General features: G+C 71.9%; 10 protein-coding genes and 1 tRNA gene. 8 read left to right on the top strand and 3 right to left on the bottom strand.

The genetic code is table 11. From position 1 onward, the window contains the following. Window positions 1–2 precede the first annotated feature (2 nt). Window positions 3–1,712 (bottom strand): thiamine pyrophosphate-binding protein, encoded by a 1,710-nt coding sequence (locus ACH4FX_RS21885; protein ID WP_398481343.1) that lies wholly within the window; start codon window positions 1,710–1,712, stop codon window positions 3–5. Between the two features lie 518 nt (window positions 1,713–2,230). Here ACH4FX_RS21885 and ACH4FX_RS21880 point away from each other — a divergent pair. From ACH4FX_RS21880 to ACH4FX_RS21870, 3 genes are all read left to right on the top strand, one after another. Then, complete coding sequence (locus ACH4FX_RS21880) at window positions 2,231–3,844, top strand: aldehyde dehydrogenase family protein (RefSeq protein WP_398481341.1); 1,614 nt, start codon at window positions 2,231–2,233, stop codon at window positions 3,842–3,844. A 169-nt stretch (window positions 3,845–4,013) separates the two neighbouring features. Then, a tRNA-Leu gene (locus tag ACH4FX_RS21875) sits at window positions 4,014–4,101 on the top strand. Window positions 4,102–4,233: 132 nt separating this feature from the next. Continuing rightward, window positions 4,234–5,715, top strand: coding sequence for an HNH endonuclease (locus tag ACH4FX_RS21870; RefSeq protein WP_398481339.1), 1,482 nt, complete (start codon window positions 4,234–4,236; stop codon window positions 5,713–5,715). Window positions 5,716–5,834: 119 nt separating this feature from the next. Here ACH4FX_RS21870 and ACH4FX_RS21865 read toward each other — a convergent pair whose 3' ends face one another. Both ACH4FX_RS21865 and ACH4FX_RS21860 read right to left on the bottom strand, forming a co-directional pair. Then, window positions 5,835–6,698 carry a hypothetical protein gene (locus tag ACH4FX_RS21865; protein ID WP_398481337.1) on the bottom strand — a complete coding sequence of 288 codons (864 nt, stop codon included), beginning with the start codon at window positions 6,696–6,698 and terminating at the stop codon, window positions 5,835–5,837. Continuing rightward, complete coding sequence (locus ACH4FX_RS21860) at window positions 6,695–11,935, bottom strand: caspase family protein (protein ID WP_398481335.1); 5,241 nt, start codon at window positions 11,933–11,935, stop codon at window positions 6,695–6,697. The genes ACH4FX_RS21865 and ACH4FX_RS21860 overlap by 4 nt, the downstream gene beginning before the upstream one ends. A 605-nt stretch (window positions 11,936–12,540) precedes the next feature. Between ACH4FX_RS21860 and ACH4FX_RS21855 the strand changes: the two genes are divergently transcribed. The 5 genes from ACH4FX_RS21855 to ACH4FX_RS21835 all read left to right on the top strand — a co-directional run bounded on the left by ACH4FX_RS21855 (window position 12,541) and on the right by ACH4FX_RS21835 (window position 21,742). Further along, window positions 12,541–15,483, top strand: coding sequence for an AAA family ATPase (locus tag ACH4FX_RS21855; protein WP_398481333.1), 2,943 nt, complete (start codon window positions 12,541–12,543; stop codon window positions 15,481–15,483). A gap of 453 nt (window positions 15,484–15,936) precedes the next feature. Continuing rightward, on the top strand, window positions 15,937–16,989 hold the full coding sequence (gene aroF, locus ACH4FX_RS21850) for a 3-deoxy-7-phosphoheptulonate synthase (protein WP_398481332.1): 1,053 nt from the start codon (window positions 15,937–15,939) through the stop codon (window positions 16,987–16,989). 287 nt (window positions 16,990–17,276) lie between these two features. Next, a complete protein-coding gene (locus tag ACH4FX_RS21845) occupies window positions 17,277–17,786 on the top strand; it encodes a winged helix-turn-helix domain-containing protein (protein WP_398481640.1) in 510 nt (169 codons plus the stop codon). Between the two features lie 393 nt (window positions 17,787–18,179). Continuing rightward, window positions 18,180–19,175, top strand: coding sequence for a ParB N-terminal domain-containing protein (locus tag ACH4FX_RS21840; RefSeq protein ID WP_398481331.1), 996 nt, complete (start codon window positions 18,180–18,182; stop codon window positions 19,173–19,175). Window positions 19,176–19,672: 497 nt separating this feature from the next. Next, entirely contained in the window at window positions 19,673–21,742 is a 2,070-nt protein-coding gene (locus tag ACH4FX_RS21835) for an ABC transporter ATP-binding protein (RefSeq protein ID WP_398481329.1), read from the top strand. The last annotated feature ends 99 nt before the right edge of the window (window positions 21,743–21,841 follow it).

The raw sequence follows: 21,841 nt of genomic DNA, 5'->3' as shown, positions 1-21,841 counted from the left end.
CCTCACTTGTACATGGTCTGGTTGACGGTCCCGGGGGCGTACGCGTCCGGATCGGTCCAGACGTTGATCAGCGACGGTTTGCCGGACCGCCGGGCGCGCTCCAGCGCCGGGCGGATCTGCGCCGGGTCGCGGACCTCCTCGCCGTGGCCGCCGAGCAGCCGCGCGAAGGCGTCGTACGGCACGTCGCCCAGCGTGTTGCCGACCCGCTGCCGCGCGTCGCCGTACTTGGCCCGCTGGCCGTAACGGATCTGGTTCATCGAGGAGTTGTTGCCGACGATCCCCACGAACGGCAGGTCGAAGCGGACCAGCGTCTCGAAGTCCCAGCCGGTCAGCGAGAACGCGCCGTCACCGAAGAGCGCCACGACCTCCTTGTCGGGCCGGGCCCGCTTCGCGGCCATCACGAACGGCACACCGACGCCGAGCGTGCCCAGCGGCCCCGGGTCCATCCAGTGGCCGGGCGCCTTCGGCTGCACCACCTGGCCGGAGAAGGTGACGATGTCGCCGCCGTCCCCGATGTAGAGGGAGTCCTCGGTCAGGAAGTCGTTGATCTCGCTGACCAGGCGGTACGGGTGGACGGGCGCGGCGTCCGAGCGCAGCAGCGGCAGCCGTTTCGCCACCGCGGCCTCCTCGACGGCCCGCAGCTCCTCGATCCACTCCTTGCGCCGGCCCGCGCCGGCGTCCAGCCGCCCGGACGCGGCCTGCGCGGCGGCCGCCAGCACCAGTCCGGCGTCGCCGACGATGCCCAGGTCGATGTCCCGGTTCTTGCCGACGGTGCGGTAGTCCAGGTCGATCTGCACGACGGCCGCGGTGGGCGACAGCCGTTTCCCGTACCCCATCCGGAAGTCGAACGGCGCACCGACGACCACGATCAGGTCGGCGTGGGCGAACGCGTGGCGGCGGGAGAGCTGGAAGTGGTGCGGATCGCCGGGCGGCAGCGTGCCGCGGCCCGCGCCGTTCATGTACGCGGGCAGGTTCAGGGCCCGTACGAGACCGGCCGCCGCGTCCGTGCCGCGCGTCGTCCACACCTGGCTGCCGAGCAGGATCGCCGGCTTCTCGGACCGGACGAGCAGCTCGGCCAGCTGCTCGACGGCGTCCGGGTCGCCCGCCGAGCGCGTCGACGCGCGGTAGTGGCCCGCCCGGGGTAACCGCGCCGAGTGGAGCGGCACCTTCGCGTCCAGCACGTCCCTGGGGATCTCAAGGAACGAGGGTCCGGGAGCGCCGTGGTAGCACTCGCGGAACGCCATCGACACCATGTCGGCGGCGCGCGCCGTGTCCGGGACGGTGGCCGCGAACTTCGTGATCGGCGTCATCATCTCGACGTGCGGCAGGTCCTGGAGGGAGCCCATCTTGTGCTGGCTCAGGGCCCCCTGGCCGCCGATCAGGAGCATCGGCGACTCGGCACGGAAGGCGTTGGCCACGCCGGTCACGGCGTCCGTCGTCCCGGGCCCCGCGGTGACCACGGCGCACCCGGGTTTGCCGGTGATCCGGGCGTGGGCGTCCGCGGCGTGCGCGGCGACCTGCTCGTGCCGTACGTCCACGATGTCGATGCCCTCGTCGACGCAGCCGTCGTAGATGTCGATGATGTGGCCGCCACAGAGGGTGTAGACGACGTCCACGCCCTCCGCCTTGAGCGCTTTGGCGACGAGGTGGCCGCCGGAGACGAGGTCGTGGGCGGTCCGGTCCGGGTCGAGGTCCTGGGCTTCGTCGGGCATGGGGCATCGCGTCCCTTCATGGGATGTCCCGCTGGGGCCTTGATGCGTGGCCCCCGGTGCGGGCGGGCTCGGGCGTGCTGCTGATGGCTGCCGGGGAAGTGCCGCGTCCGTTCGTGGCGCGGCCCGCTCCGCGGCGGCGGATCGAGTGGAGCGCAGACGGGATAGATCGCATACAGTCGACGAATACTGTATGGAGCGTTATCCCGCATCGGGCCGCGTCTGTCCAGAGCGGACCGCATCGTTCAAGCCACGGGGCGGTTGGGGGCCCGCCCGAGGTCCGGCCCCGGCCCGGTCTGCCCCCGGCTCGGCCTAGCCCCGGCCCGGTCTGCCCCGGCCCGGTCTGCTCCCCGCCCGGTCCGTGCCGGCCCGCAGTGACGCTCGCCATACCTGGCGCACGACCGTCCCGCGCCGCCCGTCCGGACCGCTACCGTCCAGTAACGCGGCGTACCCGCACCGTGCGGGCCGCCGCGCGCCACCACCCTGCCCCTCCGGCCGTGCACCGAGAGCGGAGACGATCGATGGCACCCGACCCTCACGGCACCACAGCGGACACCACCACCACTACCGAACCGGCGCCCGCCCCCACCCTCATCCTCAAACCGGGTATGTCCTGGCAGGACGCCTGGAGCCGCAGCCTGGCCGCCGCCCCCGAGGCGTTCCGCGACGAACGCGTACTGAACCTCTGGGCCGGCGCCTGGCACGCGGACGGCGACCCGCTGCCCGCGACCACCCCCGTCGACAACACCCCCATTGCCGGTCCGCCCCGCCTGGACGCGGACGCCGCCCTGCGAGCCGTCCGCGCGGCACTGGACCAGCACCGCGCCTGGCGCCATGTACCACTGCCCGAACGCAAGGCCCGCGTCACCGCCGCCCTCGACGCCCTCGACGAGCACCGCGACCTGCTCGCGCTGCTCCTGGTCTGGGAGATCGGCAAGCCCTGGGCCCTGGCCCGGGCCGACGTCGACCGTGCCGTCGACGGCGTGCGCTGGTACGTGGCCGAGATCGACCGCATGCTCGTCTCCGATGCCGGGCCGCGTACGCCGCTCCCCGGCCCGGTCAGCAACATCGCCAGCTGGAACTACCCGATGTCGGTCCTGGTCCACGCGATGCTCGTACAGGCGCTGGCCGGCAACGCGGTGATCGCCAAGACCCCCACCGACGGCGGTCTGGCCTGCCTGACCCTGGCCTGCGCGCTGGCCCACCGCGCGGGCGTACCGGCGACGCTGGTCAGCGGCACGGGCGGCGAACTGTCCCCCGCCCTGGTCCGCGCCCCCGAGATCGGCTGTGTGTCCTTCGTCGGCGGCCGGGACACCGGCGCCCGCGTCGCCACCGCCGTGGCCGACCTCGGCAAGCGCCACATCCTCGAACAGGAGGGCCTGAACACCTGGGGCATCTGGAACTTCTCCGGCTGGGACGAGCTGACCCCGCTCCTGCGCAAGACCTTCGACTACGCCAAGCAGCGGTGCACCGCCTATCCGCGCTTCGTCGTCCAGCGCGCCGCCTTCGCCGACTTCCTGGCGGCCTACCTCCCGGCCGTCCGCGCCGTCCGCTTCGGCCACCCCCTGGCCGTCGCCGACCCCGCCGACCCGCTCCCCGCGCTCGACTACGGTCCGCTGATCAACGCCGCCAAGGCCAAGGAACTCGCCGACCTCACCACCGAGGCCATCTCGCGCGGCGCCGTCCCCCTCCACCGGGGCTCGCTCGCCGACGGCCGGTTCCTGCCCTCCCAGGACACCTCCGCCTACCTCCCGCCGACCACCCTCCTGGCCCCGCCCCCGTCCTCGCCCCTCCACCACGCCGAGCCCTTCGGCCCGGTCGACACGATCGTGCTGGTCGACACCGAGGCCGAACTCCTCGCCGCCATGAACGCCAGCAACGGCGCCCTGGTCGCCACCCTCTCCACCGACGACCCGGCCACCTATGCCCGTCTGGCCCCCCAGATCCGCGCCTTCAAGACCGGCCACGGCCGCCCCCGCTCCCGCGGCGACCGCGAGGAACTCTTCGGCGGCTTCGGCGCCTCCTGGCGCGGCGCCTTCGTCGGCGGCCCCCTCCTCGTCCACGCCGTCACCGACCCCCCGGCCCCCGAACGCCTCCCCGGCAACTTCCCCGACTACCACCTCATGCCGTCCTGACCACCCCCACCCGCCCGGTCCCCGGCCCCGCGACCACCACACTCCCCGCCCGGGCCGGGGACATAACCCACCCTTATGCCCACCCCGCATACGCAGGTGAAACCCACTCCGAAACCTTGGTATTGTTGTCCATGTCGCCGCGGGGAACGCCCCGCGAAGACCACACCTAGTCCGGGTGGCGGAATGGCAGACGCGCTAGCTTGAGGTGCTAGTGCCCTTTATCGGGCGTGGGGGTTCAAGTCCCCCCTCGGACACCAGCGAAGACCCCAGTTGATCTGGGGTCTTCTGCATTTCTGGGCTTCTGGGCAGCGGTACGCCGGCGTCCACCGCTCAGCCCGGGCCAGACGTCGCGAGCGTCGACTGTCAGTGGCGGCGCCTACTCTGCGTACATGAACGACAGCTCACGGAAGTCGATGGCGCCGCGGCAGTCAGGCCGTCCTCAGACCACACAGAACGCCGCCCCTTCCGAGGGGCCGGAAGCCGATGCGAAGCCGAAGGGCATCGCGCTGTATCACGACATGCGGGTCGAAGAGGACTTCACCAAGTGCGCCACCCGCCTATTCTCGATCCTCAAGAAGGCCGCGGCGATGAGCCCCGGCGCCCCGCGCTACCTCTACCTGGACGTCCAGGGGCACCGTAATGTCGCCGGTGGTTACGACGCCGATGCTCTGGAGATCATCCGCGAGTTCCTGCTCGGAGTCCTCAGCCCGTATCTCACGGAGATCAGCACTCCGCTCTACCGGGCGAGGAACCCCGGGCCGCAGCGTGAGGACATCCCTGAGGTCCTGAACATACGAGACCCCGACCGTGTACACACCTACGACCACCATGAGTTGCGCGTACGCAACCGGGACAGTCACCCCGACCGGCGCCGGTCCAGGCCCCCCGTCCGGGCCATCGCCGACTACCTCGGTCTCGACGAGCCGATCTGCCTGATCTGCTGGCAGGCGCCAGTGGAAAGAGCCCACGTGGTCCCGGAGTCGCTCGGTGGTTCCAACGACGTGCGTAACTTCGCTCTCCTCTGCCCGCGTCATCACCGTGAGGCGCCCGATGTCGCGGACGCCGAGGCGTTCTGGTCCTGGGTCGACTACGCCTGTGAACGTGACGGCCATATGAAGTGGGAGGGTGGGGAACCGGAGACGCCGGCGAAGGCGGAACGCATCGGCATCCACATCGAGACATCCGGACCGGTGCGGAAGAGCCTCCACCATTTCGGCCGCGTCCGTGACGAACTTGTGCGCCACTACGGCTGGTGTCCGGAGGATTTCGCCGGCGGCGACCATTGGGGAACGCTCATGGAAGAGTTCCACATGGTGATGGACGCGGCGACCAGCACGCACTTCAACGTCGCCAAGAAGGCGTCTACCGAGGCATGGGCCTTCGAAGTGGCTCGCAGACGCCTGAGAGACGGGGCCGCGGGACACGAGGCCGACGATGACCGGGCGGTGTCAGGCCGTCCGGCGGTTGAACTGGCCGAACGGACGGTGCGCAAGTCGCCGGACAGCGGTGCTGCGCGGAGCCTGGTCGATGCCGCGCGGCGGGCCGACATCGCGATCGAAGCGGTGGCACTCGTGCGCGACGTCATCGGTTCGTCGGGGATTTCCAGTGCCGAGGAGGTACTGCGGGGCATCAGAGAGGAGGTGGCGGACCGCACCGCGCAATTCGAGCGGCTGGCTGCTGAGTTGATGACGCACACGGATTGTCGGCACTGCGGCCACGCCATAGCCCGAATCGGGGATGGTCCCTGGCGCCATATTGCTGCGGCGCCCATGTCCCGTGGCTGCCGGGCCGCCAGTTTCGACCGGGATGGCACTTGGGACGATTCTCTTGACCGGGCGTGGAAGGCGAGTCCACCGAAGACGTACCGGTGAGCTGTCCGGAGCGGCCGGCGGGGCCGGGCCGCGGCGATGCGTTGCCGGAATCGTCGGGAGGCAATGGCCCGCACAACACGCCCCCGAGGCCCCTGGCCCCATGGGTTTTCGCACGGTCTTCAGGGCGCACGTCCATTTTCGCCCAGCGCAGCCGCGATGGCTTCTCCGGTTTCGTGGGCCGTCAGGTATGGCCGGGCGTCGTGTGCCTTTGCGCCGTTGTGGACGAGGCGGTCCGTGAGGGCGTCGCCGAAGGCCGGGGCGAGAGTCTTGACCAGGGCGACGACGTCACCGCGGTCGGCGACGTTCACCCATCGGCGTACGGAGGGCGGCCACTGGGCGCGCCCATCGGCGGGTGCGGGGCGGAGCCGGTCGAACACCAGGTTCCGGACGGCGAGCGGGGATCCCAGGGTCACCAGCGTGATGTCCCGCCATTCCGGGTGCGCGCACAGCACCTCGTACGCGACGACGGAGCCGAGTGAATGGGCGACGATCACCTGCGTGCCGTCCGACACCGTAGCGCTCACACGTTTTTGAACGTTCTCGCGCACGGCCGGTTCCGTGAAGTAACGGCGGACTTGCCGGGCGCTGAAGATCAGGAGGTGTTCGCCCAGCCCCGCGAAGAACGAGGAGTGGCTGAGGGCGTCGAGCGCGCGCTGTACCAGCTGTGGAGTCCGCAGCCGACCGCGGTCTTCGGGGCCCGGGACGAGCGCCTCCTGCTGCGCTGCCTGGTGCCACCACGACAACAGCACGTCACGTTCCAGGGGATCGGTGACGTCGGTGGCATCCAGGTCGGGCAGACCGATGCTCCGGTGTCCGGCGGGCCGGAACAGGTCACCGTAGAACGCCGCGGCGACCTCGGAGCGCTGCACCTGGCAGCCGTTGAGCGCGAGACCGTCGGCGAGGGACGGGTACCAGTCGTCGAGGAGCGAATGCGGTCCCGCCAGTTGCCGGCCGATGCCGTGCACCAGCACGATGCGTGTCACGACGGGCCCCCGCGTTCCCGGGAGGAGGTGTGGAGGGCCAGGGTGACCAGCCCCATGGCCGTGGCGAGGCACAGCTGCCCGTCGTCGGTGACCACCATGTCGGTGATCCCGCCGCCCACGTCGGCCTCGGCGAAGCACGTGAAGGTGTCCAGGGCCCACGCCCGGACCAGTCCCTGGCTGTCCGCGATGACGGCGGTGGCACGGTCGTGCAGGGTGATCAGGCGCACGGCGGCGACCGGGGCCGGAGACGCTTCGAGAGGCAGCGGGACGGGCTGTCCGCTCACCAGGTCCCATATGCGTGCCCGTCCGTCACCGGACCCGGTGAGCAGCACATCGCGTCCCTCCAGCCGGCCGATGTCCACCGCATACGCGCCCGCCGGGTGCTCGGGCAGCGGCGGGCCGGAAGGGGCGCCCTGCGCGAGGTCCCACATCCGGACCGTACCGTCGAGCGAGGCGCTGACGACCAGCTCGCGCCCACGGATCGTCGCTGTCCGAATCCCCAGGATGTACGCGCTGTGGCCAGTCAACGGCTCGCACGCCGGCGCTCGGGAGAACAGGTCCCAGACGTGTATGGAGCGGTCCTCGGAGGCGGCGACCACCAGCGCACGGTCGGCGAGCGTGTGTACGCGGGTGAGCTGCCACCGTCCCGGCTGTTCCCACAAGCGCTTGCGCAGGGTCAGGTTCCACGCCTCCATCGCTGTGGTGTCGCACTTCAGCATGATGCATTCACCCTGCACGTCGGCGGTGGTCATGGCCAGGAGCGTCTTGGCGGCCGGGAGGTGGGGGGCCGTGGCACGACCGTCGGTGAGATCGTGGGTGCGCACCGTCCCGTTGCCGGCACCGGTGACGACGGTGCGTCCCCGCGCGCTCGTCGAGATCGACACCGCCCGAAGGTTCCGCTCCTCGCCACACAGCGGTTCGTCCACCGGCTGCATCGAGGTGAGGTCCCACACCCGGACCTCACGCCAGAACGCGGTGATGGCCACCGTCCGCCCGTCCACTCGCCCGAACACCGCGCCGGGCAGCTGTGTGTCACCGATGCGCACCACCTGGCCGATGAGCGGTTCCCCCCGCTCCCGGCCGGTTGCCGGGTCCCACACCCGCACGGTGTTGTCGGCGCCCATGGTGGTGACGACGTCGCTCCCGCCGACGTGTCCGAGGACCGCGGACCACACGCTGCCGACATGGCCCGCCAAGGGCTTGCCGATCAGCGCACCCGTGAGGACGTCATGCAGGTGCACGCAGTTGCTCTTCTGCGTGGAGAGCACCACCGGCCGAGTGCCCATGAACCCCACGCCGATCGCGAGAGCGGACAGCTCCCCCTCCTTCAGACTGAGGTGGCACCGCAGCTTCGCCGTCGTCTGACGTCCGTCCGTTCCGACGTCCCAGACGTAGGCGTGGTCGAGCGAGGTGGCGACGGCCACCTCGATCCCTGTCCCGGACTGCCGTACGGCGAGATGGGCGACGGACCCGATGTGACCGCTCAGCGGCCGGTGCGGCGCCTCGTGGGTGACGGCGTCCCAGATGCGGACGGTGCCGTCCTCGCTGCCGCTGACCACGGAGGTACGGCCGCCCACGACCGCCAGGGCCAGGCAGCGGACCGTGTTGGTGTGCCCTTCGAGCGGCGACCCCAGTGGCCGTCCGTGCGACGCGTCCCACAGTCGTACGGTGCTGTCGGCACCCCCGGTCACGGCGAGCAGCCGTCCCTCCAGGACGCCGAGCGCGACCGAGGTGACCACACCCGAGTGCCCTTCGAGAGGTCTGCCCACCTGCGCCCGGGTGCGCAGGTCCCACACGCGGGCCGTGCCGTCCTCGCTTCCGGTGAGGACCAGGGACCGTCCGCGGAACTCGGCGGAAGAAAGCGCTTGAACGGACTGCACATGGTCGGACGGCGGCTGGTCCGCCGTCAGGTCCCAGATCCGGGCCGTACGGTCGAAGCCGACGGTGACGGCCATGGGGCCGTCGGGCCGATCGGCGAGAGCGCTGCCCCTGACCGCTCCCACGTGCCCCCGCAAGGGGTGCAGAAGCTGCCGGAGCGTGGCCAGGTCCCACAGTTTGGCGTCGTCTTTGCCGCTGGTCAGAGCCACCACGCGGTCGTTGAGGGTACCGATGGCGACAGCCGTGACCCCGCCTCGCAGGTAGTGAACATGCGCGGTCACCGGTTCGCCGATCTGCCGGCGCTCCGCCACGTCCCACAGTCTGAGCAGCCCACTGTCGTCACCGGTCAGGGCGACCGCCCGGCCGTCCCGGCGTCCGACCGCCACCGCGGTGACATCACCGGTGTGCCCGGTGAGCGGTTCCCCCTCGATGCGCTGTCCGGTGCCGTGCAGCAGGTCGGTCAGGTCCCACACGTAGGCCCGTTTGTCCGCGCCGCCGGTGACGGCGACCGGGCGCCCGGCGACCTCGCCGAGCGCGGCGGCGTGCACCGTGCGCTTGTGGGCCGTGAGATTCCGTCCGATCTGCTGCCGGGTCGTGAGGTCCCACAGGCGGGCGGTGCCGTCCCCGCTCGCCGTCAGGACGACCGGGCGCCCGCCGACCTCACCGATCGCGATGTCCTCGATGCGGTTGGTGTGCCCCCTCATCCCCGTTCCGTACTGCTGGCCCGCGGACAGGTCCCAGACTTCGACGGTGCCGTCCACTCCGCCGGTCAGCGCGACGGTGTAGTCACCGATGTCGCCGACCGCGACCGCGCTGACCCCGATGCCGGCTGCCAGCGGCTCACCGACCTGCTGCTGCGTCGCGAGGTCCCACACCCGTGCCGTCTTGTCGTGTCCGCCGGTCACGGCGATGGGCCGCCCGTCCAGGTCGCCCACGGCCACACAGTTCACCGCACTCGCGTGGCCTTTGAGGAGGCGGTGGGCCCCGCTGGCGGACCACCACGCCCAGCGGGCCGACCACGGCAGCGGGACCCCGATGTGGTCGATACGGTCGGCCAGTTCGCCGGCCCCGCACCGGCGTGCCGAGAGTTGCAGGTCCGCGGCACGGTCGCGCAACGGCCGGTCGGGGACCATCCGGTGGGCGATCTGCTCGTAGGAACTGCGGATGCTGCGGGGCACGTCTCCTTCCACCGACACCGACGTCAGGGCGCGCAGCAGGGACAACGGCTCACTGGCCAGCAGAAAGCCGGGGTCCTTGATCAGTTCGGTGAGTCGCCCCGCCGCCTCCGCGTGGACGGCGAGGTGCTGCCGTACGTAGGGCGGCGCCGCGAACCAGTCCGGTCCGGCACCTTCGGGCGAGCGGGGGACGGTCCCGACGAGGGCGTCGACGATGGCCCGCTGGATCTCTTCGGGAGCCCGGCCGGCGGACCTCCTCAAGTGCTCCGCCAGCGCTTTGTGGTAGAGCCGGTAGACGGACCGGCTGTCGTCGTCGGTCACTTCGGCGACGTACGCCTCGGCCACGTCGAGCAGCCAGGAGATGTCTTCCTCGGTGCACTCCGCGCCCGAGATGACGGAGGTCAGAGCGGCCCAGATCCGGCCGCGTGGCAGCCCTTTGCCCTCGGAGAAGGCCAGGGACAGCAGCAGGCGCCGGACCCGGGGCTCGTCCGGACCGAAACGGGCGAGGTAGTCGTCGAACGCCTCACCGATCTCACTGGGCAGTTCATCGGCCCAGCCGGGCTTCGACACGTCGACGGCGCTGCTGTCGGAGCGCAGGGTACGCGCTGTTGTCCGTGCGTAGAGGTAGACGCCCGCGGCTCGTTCGGCCACGCCCGCGGCGACGGTGCGGGCCAGTTGGTCCCGGCCGCGGTACGGCGTCGGTACGTCCGGCTCCTCGGCCGCCAGCAGGACCCGGGTCACATAGCCCGCGACATCGCTGTCGTCGGCCCGGTAGGCGTCGTCGTCCAGGTCGAGCACCCTGAAGGTGGGCCCGAGGCTGGTGACGAGTTCGTGGCGGGTCCCCACGAGCAGTCGCACACCCGGGATCTCCGACATGGGGCGGAGCAGTTCCCGGGTGATCCGGCGGGGTTCGCCGTGGCCGCCCGCGTCGGCCGCCGTGTCCGAACCCGCCTCGTCCACGGCGTCGACCACGATGACGAGCGGGGGCCCCTGTCTGCCGCGCCGGGTCAGTTCCTGCAGGAGGGCGGCCGCGCCGTCGGCGTCCGCGTCCAGCGCCTGGGCGATCCGCTCGACCACTTCCTCAAGACGCTTGTGGCGGGCGTGCACCGCGGCGGACACGCAGCCTTGCGGAACGACGGTCGCCGGATCGGCGCCCGACAGGTCCAGCCGGGTCCGGTAGAGGCCGTCCGACAGTGCGACCACCCGGCCCAGCACCGCGGACTTGCCGCATCCGGGGCTTCCCGTGACGACCGTGCCGCGGCAGTTCTCCGCGGTCGCGGTGAGCCACTCGACGAGTTCCGCCAGTACCCGCGCCCGGCCACTGAAGTAGAGACCCTGCTCGGACTCGAACTCGACCCCGCGGGAGCGGGGCCCGAAGTGCTCCGCCAAGTCCTGGCTCGCCACCCGGCGTTGCAGCTCCAGGTCCGTGCCGACCGGGGGGAGGTCCTCCCGGAAGCGGGAGTTCGGCAGGAACGGTGCCAGGCCGGTGACCAGGCCGCTGGCCAGTTCCGCCCGCTGGCCGTGCCCGTCCGCCTCGAAGCGCTCGTTGATCGCCTTGAGCAGTTCGGTGAGATCCAGGTACTGCTGCCGTTGTCCGGTGCGTTGGGTGGCGGTGTCCACGGCGGCGGAGAAGGCGGCCGCGAAGGTGCCGTCCTGTGCGACGTCCTTGCGGCGGGCGGACGCCAGGAACCACAGCCCTGCCGAGGTGTCGCCGCCGCTCTGCCGGTACGCGACCGTCTGCAGGGCGAGCCCGGCGGCTTCCGCGGCTCCGGCGCCGCCCGCGCACGTGTCCAGGATGATCAGCAGGTGCCGGAGCGCACCCCGGCACAGGATGCGGACCAGGTCCTCGGTGGCCAGCGCCGTGGCCGTCGGATCGTCGTCGAGCGAGTCCCAGCAGAGCATGTAGTGGCGGTCCCGGTTGTCCACCATGCCGTGCCCGGCGAAGTAGAGGACGACGATGTCGTCGCCGGTCAGCCGGCTGTCCGTGGACCAGTGGCTCAGCTTCTGGCGGATCTGTTCCGCGCTGTCGTACTCGCCGAGTCCCTGGAGCGCGGGCCGGTAGCCGAAGCCTTCGAACAGCGCGGCCATGGCGGCCATGTCCGCGGTGACCAGGGGGAGTTGATCGGCTTCGGGTAAGTTCCGGTAGCGGCCGCTCCCCAGCGCTATGAAGAATCGCCGCCCCATGTCTCGGCCCACCCACCGCTTCCCGGACAGCCGGCTGTCCACTCGCCCATCCTGACGCCCCGTATGCGCGGTACGGATCATCCCGCTGCGGAAGACAGTAGCGAGCGAGCCCACAGGTGTCTCGGGTTCCCGGCCGGTGCATCGTGGCGGAGAGCGGCAGGAACCGGCCACGGGCGGCTTGGGGAGGCTGCGGTGGGTTCTGGCGGGCCGAGCGGCGGGTGTGCCGGGTGGGGCGAGAGGAGGATCTTGATTCGGCGGGGAGGTGAATGGTGTAGGTGTGCCGGGGGATTTGGTTACCCGGAGTCAGGGTTTTGGTAAAGGAATGAGGGGCTGGGGCAGTGCCGGTGCGGGGGAACGGGGCGCTCCTGAAATAGTTTCCAGGTCGGGCTGGTCGAGGGGCTTGGCCGGGGTAATGTTGGTGGAATAAGGGACGTGTTGGGGCGGGGCGGGTCGTCGCCGGGTGCGGACGCGGGGGATGACTGTTCCGGGGCCGTGGAGGGACGGCCGGGTGCATTTTCTGTGACCGTTGGAGCCGAAGGGTCGGTTGCGGCTGGATATCCGTCCTGATGAACAACGGAGTCCGGATACGGGGGTGAAGCCGGCTCATGAAGTTGGTGGCGCGGGACACGGAGCTCTCCGTCCTGGAGGGCATGCTCGACGCCTGTGCGGCCGGGCGCGGCGGTGCGGTGCTGGTCGGCGGTGCGGTGGGCGGTGGGAAGACGGCGCTGTTGCGCGCGTTCCGGGAGCGGGCCGCGCCGGCGGGTGCGGTGTGGTTGCAGGCCACGGCGACCGCGGCGGAGAAGGATGTGCCGCTGCGGGTGGTGGGCCGGTTGCTGCGGTCCGCCGAGCCGGCGGGCGCGGACGGGGAGCCGGTGGTGTGGCCGCTGCCGTCGCCGGTCGCGGCCGGCGCGCCGGTGCGGGGTGCCGACGGCGCCATTCCCGCGGAGGTGGTCGCGGACGTCTTTCCGCGGGTGAGTGGAATTCTCTTCGCCCGGGCCAGGAAACGGCCGGTCGTGGTGTGTGTCGATGATGTGCAGCACGCCGATGCCTATTCCGTGGAATGCCTGCTGCACGTGGTGCGACGGCTGGATGTCAGCAGGATTCTGGTGATTCTCGGGGAAAGCAGCGGTGCGGAGTGGGAGGACAGCCGGACGCGGCGGGAATTGCTGCGGCGGCCGGCCTGCCGTTTGCTGCACGTCGGTCCTCTGCCGCCGGACGGTATCGGCACCATGCTGGCCGACGGGCGGAAAGGGCGGCGTTCGGCGCCGCCCGTCGCGGAATTCCACCGGCTGAGCGGCGGCAGTCCGCTGCTGATGCGCGCGCTGCTGGACGACTACGCGGACGCGGACCGGGGCGGGAGTGCCGGGCTGGTGCCCGGTGAGGCGTACGAACGGGCCGTCGCGCTGTGCCTGAGCCGCAGCGACGCCCTCACGCGCAGTACCGCGTGGGTGCTGGCGGTGCTCGGGCCGCGGGCCGCCCAGGCCGTGCCCGCCGATCTGCTCGGGGTGTCGCACGCCGCGGGCGAGCGCAGCCTGCGGGCGCTGCACGACATGGGGCTGCTCGCCGCCGGCCGGTTCCGCCACGAGGCCGGGCGGTCGGCGGTACTGCGCAGGGTGGAGCCGCCGCGCTCGCCGCGTCTGGAGGCCCGCGTCGCCCAGGTGCTGTACGAACACGGGGCGCCCGCGACCGTACTGGCCCGCCATCTGGTCGCCGCGGAGAACGTGGACGCGCCGTGGGTGCTGCCCGCGCTGCTGGAGGCGGCCGAGGCGGCGCTGGCCCGCAACGAAGTGGGCCGGGCGCTGGACTGCCTGCGTGTGGCCCGGGACAGCTGCGCGGACGAGCGGCAGGTGCTCAGGGTCCGGATCGCGCTGGTGCGGGCCGGGTGGCGGGTCGATCCGTCCACCGCCGTACGGCATCTGCCGGTGCTCACCGAAGCCGCGCTGGCCGGGTGCCTCACGCCCCGGGACATGAAAGCGCTGATCGGCCACCTGCTGTGGTTCGGCAGGGCGGACGACGCGCTGGAGGTTCTCCGGGCGGTGGAGGAGGGGGAGGCAGGCGACATGGCCGAGGTGTGTGTGGGGTGGAGAGCGGACGAGTCCGGCGGTACGGAGGAGCCCGGCGAGGTGGGCGGACCCGGCGGGGCAGGGGAGCGGCGGACGCTGGAGTCGGCCCGGCTCTGGTTCGCCTACGGGTATCCGGGGCTGGCGGCGCGGTACGGGACCGCGGCGGTCCCGGGGTGGTACGGGCGTGCGGGGGCCGGCGAGGGGCTTCCCGGTGCGGTGACGGAGCACGGCACGCAGCGGCGCGCCTTCGCCCTGATGGCCTCCGTGCTGGACCAGGGCGCGACCGAGGACGCCGTCGCCCGTGCGGAACGGATCCTCCAGGAGACCCGGCCGGAGGACCGTACCCCGGCGGCGGGGCTGGCCGCCCTGGTGGCGCTCATCGTCGCCGACGGGCTGCGGGAGGCGTCCCGGTGGTGCGACATCCTGCTGGCGGAGGCAGGCGAGTGCCGGGCGCCGATGTGGCAGTCGCTGTTCGCCACGGCCAAGGCGTTCATCGAGATCAGACTCGGCGAGCTGGCCGCGGCGGAGGAGTCGGCGCACACCGCGCTCACCGTCGTCCCGCCCGAAGGGTGGGGGGCGGCGGTCGCCGCCCCGGTCGCCGCGCTGCTGTACGCGGAGGCCGCCCTGGGGCGGCTGGACGAAGCCGCGGCCCACCTGAAGATCCCCGTGCCCGACGTGGCGTTCCGGACGCCCGGCGGGCTGCTGTATCTCTGGGCGCGCGGCCACTACCACTTCGCCGCCGGCCGGCCGTACGCCGCGCTGGAGGACTTCCACCGGTGCGGGGACCTGATGGCGCGCTGGCGCCTGGACCTGTCCGCGCTGGTGCCGTGGCGTTCCGACGCCGCGCAGGTGTACGTGTCGCTGGGCGACGACCGCCGGGCCCGGTCCCTGCTGGAGGAGGAGCTGACCCGCTCCGGCCCGCACCCGCCGTGGACGCGCGGTGTCGCGCTGCGGGTGCTGGCGGCGCTGGCCGAGCGCGCCGACCGCCCGCGCCTGCTCGCCGAGGCACTGGACATCCTCCAGCGCAGCGGGCACCGGCTGGAGACGGCCTACGCGATGGCGGAACTGTCGTACAGCTACTGGGACCGGAACGAGGACGGCCGGGCCCGGGTGGCGGCGCGCAAGGCGCAGCAGCTGATGCGGGAGTGCGGCATCAAGGCGCCGGTCCTCAAGGCGTCGCCGGTCGGTTCGGCCAGTGCCTGTCCGCCCGAGCGGTCCGGTGCGGGCCGGCCGGTCACCGAGCTGAGCGGCGCGGAACTGCGCGTCGCGACGCTCGCCGCGCGCGGGTACACCAACCGGCAGATAGCCGGGGCGCTCTTCATCACGGTCAGCACCGTGGAACAGCACCTGACCCGGGCGTACCGGAAGCTGGGTGTGCAGCGCCGTACGGACCTGGCGACGCGGCTCGACCCGGAGGCCGGGGAGGGGACCGGGCTGGAGGGGTGCGGTGACGGTGCTGCGCGTGACTGTCTGCGTGCCGGTTAGCGCGTGCCGCCCCGGCCGGGAGCGGAGGCAGGCGTTCGCCCGGGTGCCTGCCGGTGCGGGCCCGGGCGGGGCGGGCGCTGCCGGTGCGGCCCCTGCCGGTGCGGGCCCGTTCGCCCGGTGCGGTGCCGTGGTGGGCGTTGCGCGGTTGGACAGTCCGGTGCGGACCTGTGGAATGATTGACGGCGATACCACACTCCGCGAACTCCCTTGCGAGCAGCCGTAGTTGCCGTGATGCGGCAGTGCCGCGGCGCAGGGGCGCGGGGGTGCGCGCACGGGCCGGGCCCGGAGGCGTTCCGGGCCCGCGGGGCCGCGCGAACGGGCGCCGCGGCGCGGCCGTACGGCCCCGAGGAACCCCGGCGGATTAACCGGCGCACGGGCGGTGCGGGCGTGCGCCGGTTTCCCGCAACCACATCCGGCCGGCCGGTGCCGGTCCAGTCAACGGGAGGAACCCTCATGGTGGTGGTGATGGCCCCAGGGGCCACGCAGGAGGATGTCGACACCGTCGTCGGCCTGGTGCGCGCGGCGGGCGGTGATGCCTTCGTCAGCCGGGGGGTGACCCGTACGATCGTCGGGCTCGTCGGGGACGTGGACGAGTTCGAGGCGCTCAACCTGCGCAGCCGCAAGGGGGTCCTCGATGTCGTGCGGATCTCCGTGCCGCACAAGCTGGTCAGCCGGGAGCACCACCCCGCCCGGTCCGTCGTCCGGGTCGGCGGCGTGCCGATCGGGCCCGACACCCTGTCCGTCATCGCGGGCCCGTGCGCGGTCGAGTCGCCGGAACAGACGCTCACCGCGGCGCGGATGGCCCGGGCCGCCGGGGCGTCGATGCTGCGCGGCGGCGCGTTCAAGCCGCGTACCTCGCCGTACGCCTACCAGGGGCTGGGCGAGAGCGGGCTGCGCATCCTCGCCGACGTGCGGGCGGAGACCGGACTGCCGGTGGTCACCGAGGTCATCGACCCCGGCAGCGTCGAACTGGTCGCCTCCTACGCGGACATGCTCCAGATCGGCACCCGCAACATGCAGAACTTCGCGCTCCTGCAGGCGGTGGGCTCGGCGGGCCGGCCGGTGCTGCTCAAGCGCGGGTTCGGCGCCACCATCGACGAGTGGCTGATGGCCGCCGAGTACATCGCGCAGCGCGGCAACCTGGACATCGTGCTGTGCGAGCGCGGCATCCGCACCTTCGAGACGCGCACCCGCAACACCCTGGACATCAGCGCGGTGCCGGTGGTCCAGCGGCTGTCGCACCTGCCGGTCATCGTGGACCCTTCGCACTCGGGCGGCCGGCGCGAGCTGGTGCTGCCCCTGATGCGGGCGGCGTTGGCGGTGGGCGCGGACGGCGTCATGATCGACGTGCATCCGGCGCCGGAGACGGCGCTGTGCGACGGCGACCAGGCGCTGCTCGACGCTGACATGCGGGAGATCGCCAATACGGCCACCGTCCTGTCGCCGCTGATGGGCCGGACGCTCACGCAGCCGGCGCCGCGCACCCCGGCGGAGATCGTCTCCTGACGCGCCGGCACGGCCCGGGCGCCGGACGGGGCGTACGGAGGCTCCGCTGCCGGCGGAGCGTGCGCCGTGGGTAGGGGTACCCCGAGCGGCGCTCGCACGAAAGCGCACACGCCCCACCGTCCGGACGCTTGGTACAGGCCATTTTCCGCACGTACGGGCGGACGGATGGTGCACCGGGGGACGGGTGTTCCCCGGTGCGCCGGGCAGTCCGCGATAGGGGTAGCGGCACTGAACCGGTGATGTCGCCGGACGCTGACGCGATGCGAATCTTGCGGTATGTGGGAGAGATGCGATACGCACAGGGCGGCGGACTGACCGCCGAGCGGCGGGAGTTCCGCGCACGGCTGCGCCTGCAGGCGGTCGAGCAGTTCGCGCGGGGCGAGACCAACGCGGTGATCGCCAGGGAACTGCGGGTGAGCGTGCGGTCGGTGCAGCGGTGGCGCAAGTCCTGGCGGAGCGACGGGGCGCGGGCGCTCGGCTCGAAGGGACCGGCGTCCCGGCCGCGGCTGAGCCCGGCCCAGTTCCGGCAGTTGGAGGCGGAACTCGCCAGGGGCCCGGCGGCGCACGGCTGGGCCGACCGGCGCTGGACGCTGGAGCGCATCCAGACCGTGATCGCGCGGCGCTTCCACGTCACGTACACGGTCCAGGGCGTGCGCAAGATGATGCGCCGTCACGGCTGGTCGTACGCGGCACCGGCGCCGAAGGCGGCGGAGCGGAAGGCCGGCGGCTGGGTGCGGGCGGACGGCGGACGGGACGGGCGGCCGGCGCGCGCCCCGTGCCCGCCGGGCGGCGAATGACCGCATGGCTCATGCAAGCAATTCCGGGGCGGGGGAAAAGCCGCGGGGAAGGCGCCGGTCCGGTCGCGCGCGGAATGCGACATCGCAGGTTCAGGTGCAGCAGGTAGGGGTGCCCCGTAGATAAAGGCGCTGTTAGAGTATGTATCTGAATGGGGGAAGATGGTTTGTTTACATAAGTGTTCCGCTTCGCGTCGGGAGTTTCCTGCGGTGCGGGAACCTTCTCCCCCCGCCGGGAGTTGTAGCAGGCAGAGAAGCGGGGGTGGGTTCTACGCCTGAACGGCCCGGTGATGTCTCTCTCCGGCGGACATCGCCGATGCACGGGCCTGCCGTAAGTCGTTAGGGTGCGTCAGCGCGAGCTTGCGCACGGGGGAATCACAACGCGAGGAGCCTGGAGTGGAACCTGGGCAGGCGCACATGGATATGCAGACGGTCGTCGAAGTGGAGATCGATTCGCTGTCGGTGGCCGGTTCTCCGCGCATATCCGGGGAAGATCTGGAACACATCGAGATGCTGGCGGTGGCACAGGTGCCGCTGCCGCCCATCATCGCGCACCGCGCGACGATGCGGGTGATCGACGGGGTGCACCGATTACGAGCAGCGCAGCGCCGCGGTGACGACAAGATCGCGGTGAGATTCTTCGACGGGGACGAGGCCGACGCCTTCGTCCTCGCCGTCGAATCGAACATCACCCACGGTCTGCCGCTGTCGATGGCGGACCGCAAGAGCGCGGCCGAACGCATCATCCGCAGCCACCCGTTGTGGTCGGACCGGATGATCGCCTCGGTCACCGGCATCGCGCCGGGCACCGTCGCGGAGATCCGCCGGCGGGTGTCCGGCGCCGCTGCCGCGGGGCGCGGCAGGATCGGCCAGGACGGCCGCTTCCGGCCGCTCAACGGCGCCGAGGGCCGCCGGCTCGCCGGCAACCTCATCGCCGAGAACCCGGGTCTGTCGCTGCGGCAGATCGCCCGGGCGTCCGGGATCTCGCCCGAGACGGCGCGCGATGTGCGCAACCGGCTGCGCCGGGGCGAGGAACCGCTGCTCAAGGGGCGCAGCCGGCCGGCGCGTACGTCGCGGGAGCAGGAGCCCACCGGGCACAGCGGCCCCCGCGACGGCGACGCCGCGGCGGCATCGGCCCGAATGCCGGTGCAGGACCGCACGGTGGTGGTGCGCCGGCTCAAGGTGGACCCGGCCCTGCGGTTCAGCGAGACGGGGCGCACGCTGCTGCGGCTGCTGAGCATTCACACGATCAGTGCGGAGGAGTGGGACGACATCATGGCAAACATTCCCCCGCACTGCAGCGGCATCATCGCCCAACTGGCCCGTGAGTGTGCGGATATCTGGGCGGACTTCGCCCAGCGGGCCGAGCGGAACGTCGTCGAAACCGTGTGACGGGCACCGGCCGTGTCCAAGTGAGGAATGCGACCGGTTGGACGGACTCCGGACCGTCCAGCCGGTCGCGGTGCCGCATCGCGCTACGGTCGGTACCGGCGAGCGGATGTGAAAGCGCCGCCCGCCGGGCCGCCCGGCAGCCGAAACCGAGGAATTCACCGGTGCACCGGTGCCGGTGCGGACCGATGCCGCGGCCCGGGAATTCCTGAGTAACCGCCGGTGTCCGAACCCCGGGCGGCCGGCCTGTGACCGGACACCGGCCATGAGCGGGAGACAATTCCGTGTGCCGCCCGGGCGGATCGGCCTGGCTGGTGGAAGACGACATGGGTATCGTCGCAACGGCGCATCGAATCAGAGAAAAAGACGGCCACCGCGACGCGGCCGGCCAGTCTTCGTGAAAGTCCGCCGAAATACGGAATGGGCGCCCGCGGGGTGCCGCCGTTCGCATGCGGTCGACCGCATGATCAGGAATCCCGACCCAGGAGGTCTCCGCTGATATGTTTGCCGGTCAAGGCTCGGGCATCATGCTGGCGACGTACGACGACCCGGGCAATTCCACGGCTGCGCAGCGGCTCCGGCCGGGAACGCTCCGCCGCATCCTGTCGTACGCGAAACCGCATTCCCGCGAATCGGCCCTGCTGCTGTTCCTGACGCTGCTCGATTCGCTCATCATCGTCTCGACCCCGCTGCTGCTGAAGGAGATCATCGACGTCGGCATCCTGCAGAAGGACACCACGACGCTGACCGTCATCTCCCTCGTCGTCGCGGGGCTCGCCCTCCTCGACGCGCTGCTCCAGCTCGCCCAGAGCTGGTACGCGGGCCGGATCAGCCAGGGCGTCAGCTACGACCTGCGGGTCGAGGCGTTCACCCACGTACAGCGCCAGCCGCTGGCCTTCTTCACCCGGACCCAGACCGGCTCCCTGGTGAGCCGTCTCAACACGGACGTGGTGGGCGCGCAGCACGCGCTCGGCACCCTGCTGGGCTCGCTGTCCAGTGTGTTCACGGTGGTCCTGGTGCTCGGCAGCATGTTCTACCTGTCGTGGCTGGTCAGCCTGTTCGCGCTGCTGGTCCTGCCGGTGTTCATGATCCCCGGCGCGCTGATCGGCCGGCGGCTGACCCGTTACTCCCGTGAACAGATGCAGATGAACGCGGAGTTGGGTGCCACCATCGGCGAGCGCTTCAACGTGGCGGGCGCGATGCTCTCCAAGCTCTTCGGCCGTCCGCGCGACGAGGCGGACCTGTTCGCGAAGCGCGCCGGCAAGGTGCGGAGCGTCGGCATCACCTGGACGGTGCTCAGCCGGCTGACGGTCATCATCATGACGCTGCTGGCCGCCGTCGTCACCGCCCTGGTCTACGGCCTCGGCGGCGCCCTGGTGATCAACGGGACCTTCCAGGTCGGCACGCTGGTGGCGCTGGCCGCGCTGCTGGCCCGGCTGTACGGGCCGATCACCCAGCTGTCCAGTGTGCAGGGCGACGCGCACACCGCGATGGTCAGCTTCGACCGGATCTTCGAACTGCTCGACCTCAAACCGCTGATCACCGAGCGGGACGGTGCCGTCGAGCTGCCCGCGCCGGACCGCGGCCCGGCCCCGGAGATCGCCTTCGACCAGGTGTCCTTCCGCTACCCGCGGGCGAGCGAGGTCTCCCTGGCGTCCCTGGAGTCGAACGCGCTGCCCGCCGACGAGCGGTCCAAGGAGCCGCCCGAGGTGCTGCACGACGTCAGTTTCACGGTGCCGCCCGGCAAGCTGACCGCCCTGGTCGGCCCGTCCGGCGTGGGCAAGACCACCGCCACCCACCTGGTGTCGCGGCTGTACGATCCGACGGCGGGCAGCGTCCGCATCGCCGGGCTGGACCTGCGCGACGTCACCCTGGACTCGCTGCGCCGGACCGTCGGCGTGGTGTCCCAGGACGCCCACCTCTTCCACGACACCATCCGCAACAACCTGACCTATGCCCGCCCCGGCGCCACCGAGGAGGAGCTGATCGAGGCGTGCAGGGCCGCGCAGATCTGGGACACCATCAGCGGGCTGCCCAGCGGGCTGGACACGGTGGCGGGCGACCGCGGCTACCGGCTCTCCGGCGGTGAGAAGCAACGCCTCGCGCTGGCCCGGCTGTTGCTGAAGGCACCCTCGATCGTGGTCCTGGACGAGGCCACCGCGCACCTGGACTCGGAGTCCGAGGCGGCCATCCAGCGGGCCCTGAAGACGGCGCTGCGCGGCCGGACGTCCGTCGTCATCGCCCACCGGCTGTCCACCATCCGCGAGGCCGACCAGATCCTGGTCTTCGACGAGGGCCGGATCCGCGAACGGGGCACGCACGACGAGCTGCTGGCGGCCGGCGGGCTCTACGCGGAGCTGTACCACACGCAGTTCGCCCGGCAGGGCGCCAACGGCAGCGGACCGGCACCGGCCGCGCCCGCCGGCGCGGACGGGCGGCAGCCGCCGGAGCCGGCGCCGCAGGCGGCGCCCGGGAACATGCTCTTCTTCGACGGGTCCGGACCCGACGACGGGGGCGCCCCGGGCGGCGGCGTGTGGCACACCACCGGTCAGGGGCCCGGAGGCCGCTGACCTCCGGCCGCACCGCGGCCGTGGACACGGGGAAGACCGCGCCACCGCTGCGGACCACCGCGGCGGTGGCGCGGCAGGCACAGCGAGCAACGGGTTGCC

The sequence above is a fragment of the Streptomyces sp. NPDC018019 genome (genome assembly GCF_044327805.1).
Taxonomy (GTDB): Bacteria; Actinomycetota; Actinomycetes; order Streptomycetales; family Streptomycetaceae; genus Streptomyces.
This window is presented reverse-complemented; position numbering and strand designations above follow the sequence as displayed.

Coding starts and splice junctions, on each gene's coding strand:
- ACH4FX_RS21880 (WP_398481341.1), top strand. CDS start 2,231: ATGGCACCCGACCCTCACGGCACCACAGCGGACACCACCACCACTACC.
- ACH4FX_RS21855 (WP_398481333.1), top strand. CDS start 12,541: ATGAAGTTGGTGGCGCGGGACACGGAGCTCTCCGTCCTGGAGGGCATG.
- ACH4FX_RS21860 (WP_398481335.1), bottom strand. CDS start 11,935: ATGGGGCGGCGATTCTTCATAGCGCTGGGGAGCGGCCGCTACCGGAAC.
- ACH4FX_RS21845 (WP_398481640.1), top strand. CDS start 17,277: ATGCGATACGCACAGGGCGGCGGACTGACCGCCGAGCGGCGGGAGTTC.
- ACH4FX_RS21885 (WP_398481343.1), bottom strand. CDS start 1,712: ATGCCCGACGAAGCCCAGGACCTCGACCCGGACCGGACCGCCCACGAC.
- aroF (WP_398481332.1), top strand. CDS start 15,937: ATGGTGGTGGTGATGGCCCCAGGGGCCACGCAGGAGGATGTCGACACC.
- ACH4FX_RS21870 (WP_398481339.1), top strand. CDS start 4,234: ATGAACGACAGCTCACGGAAGTCGATGGCGCCGCGGCAGTCAGGCCGT.
- ACH4FX_RS21835 (WP_398481329.1), top strand. CDS start 19,673: ATGTTTGCCGGTCAAGGCTCGGGCATCATGCTGGCGACGTACGACGAC.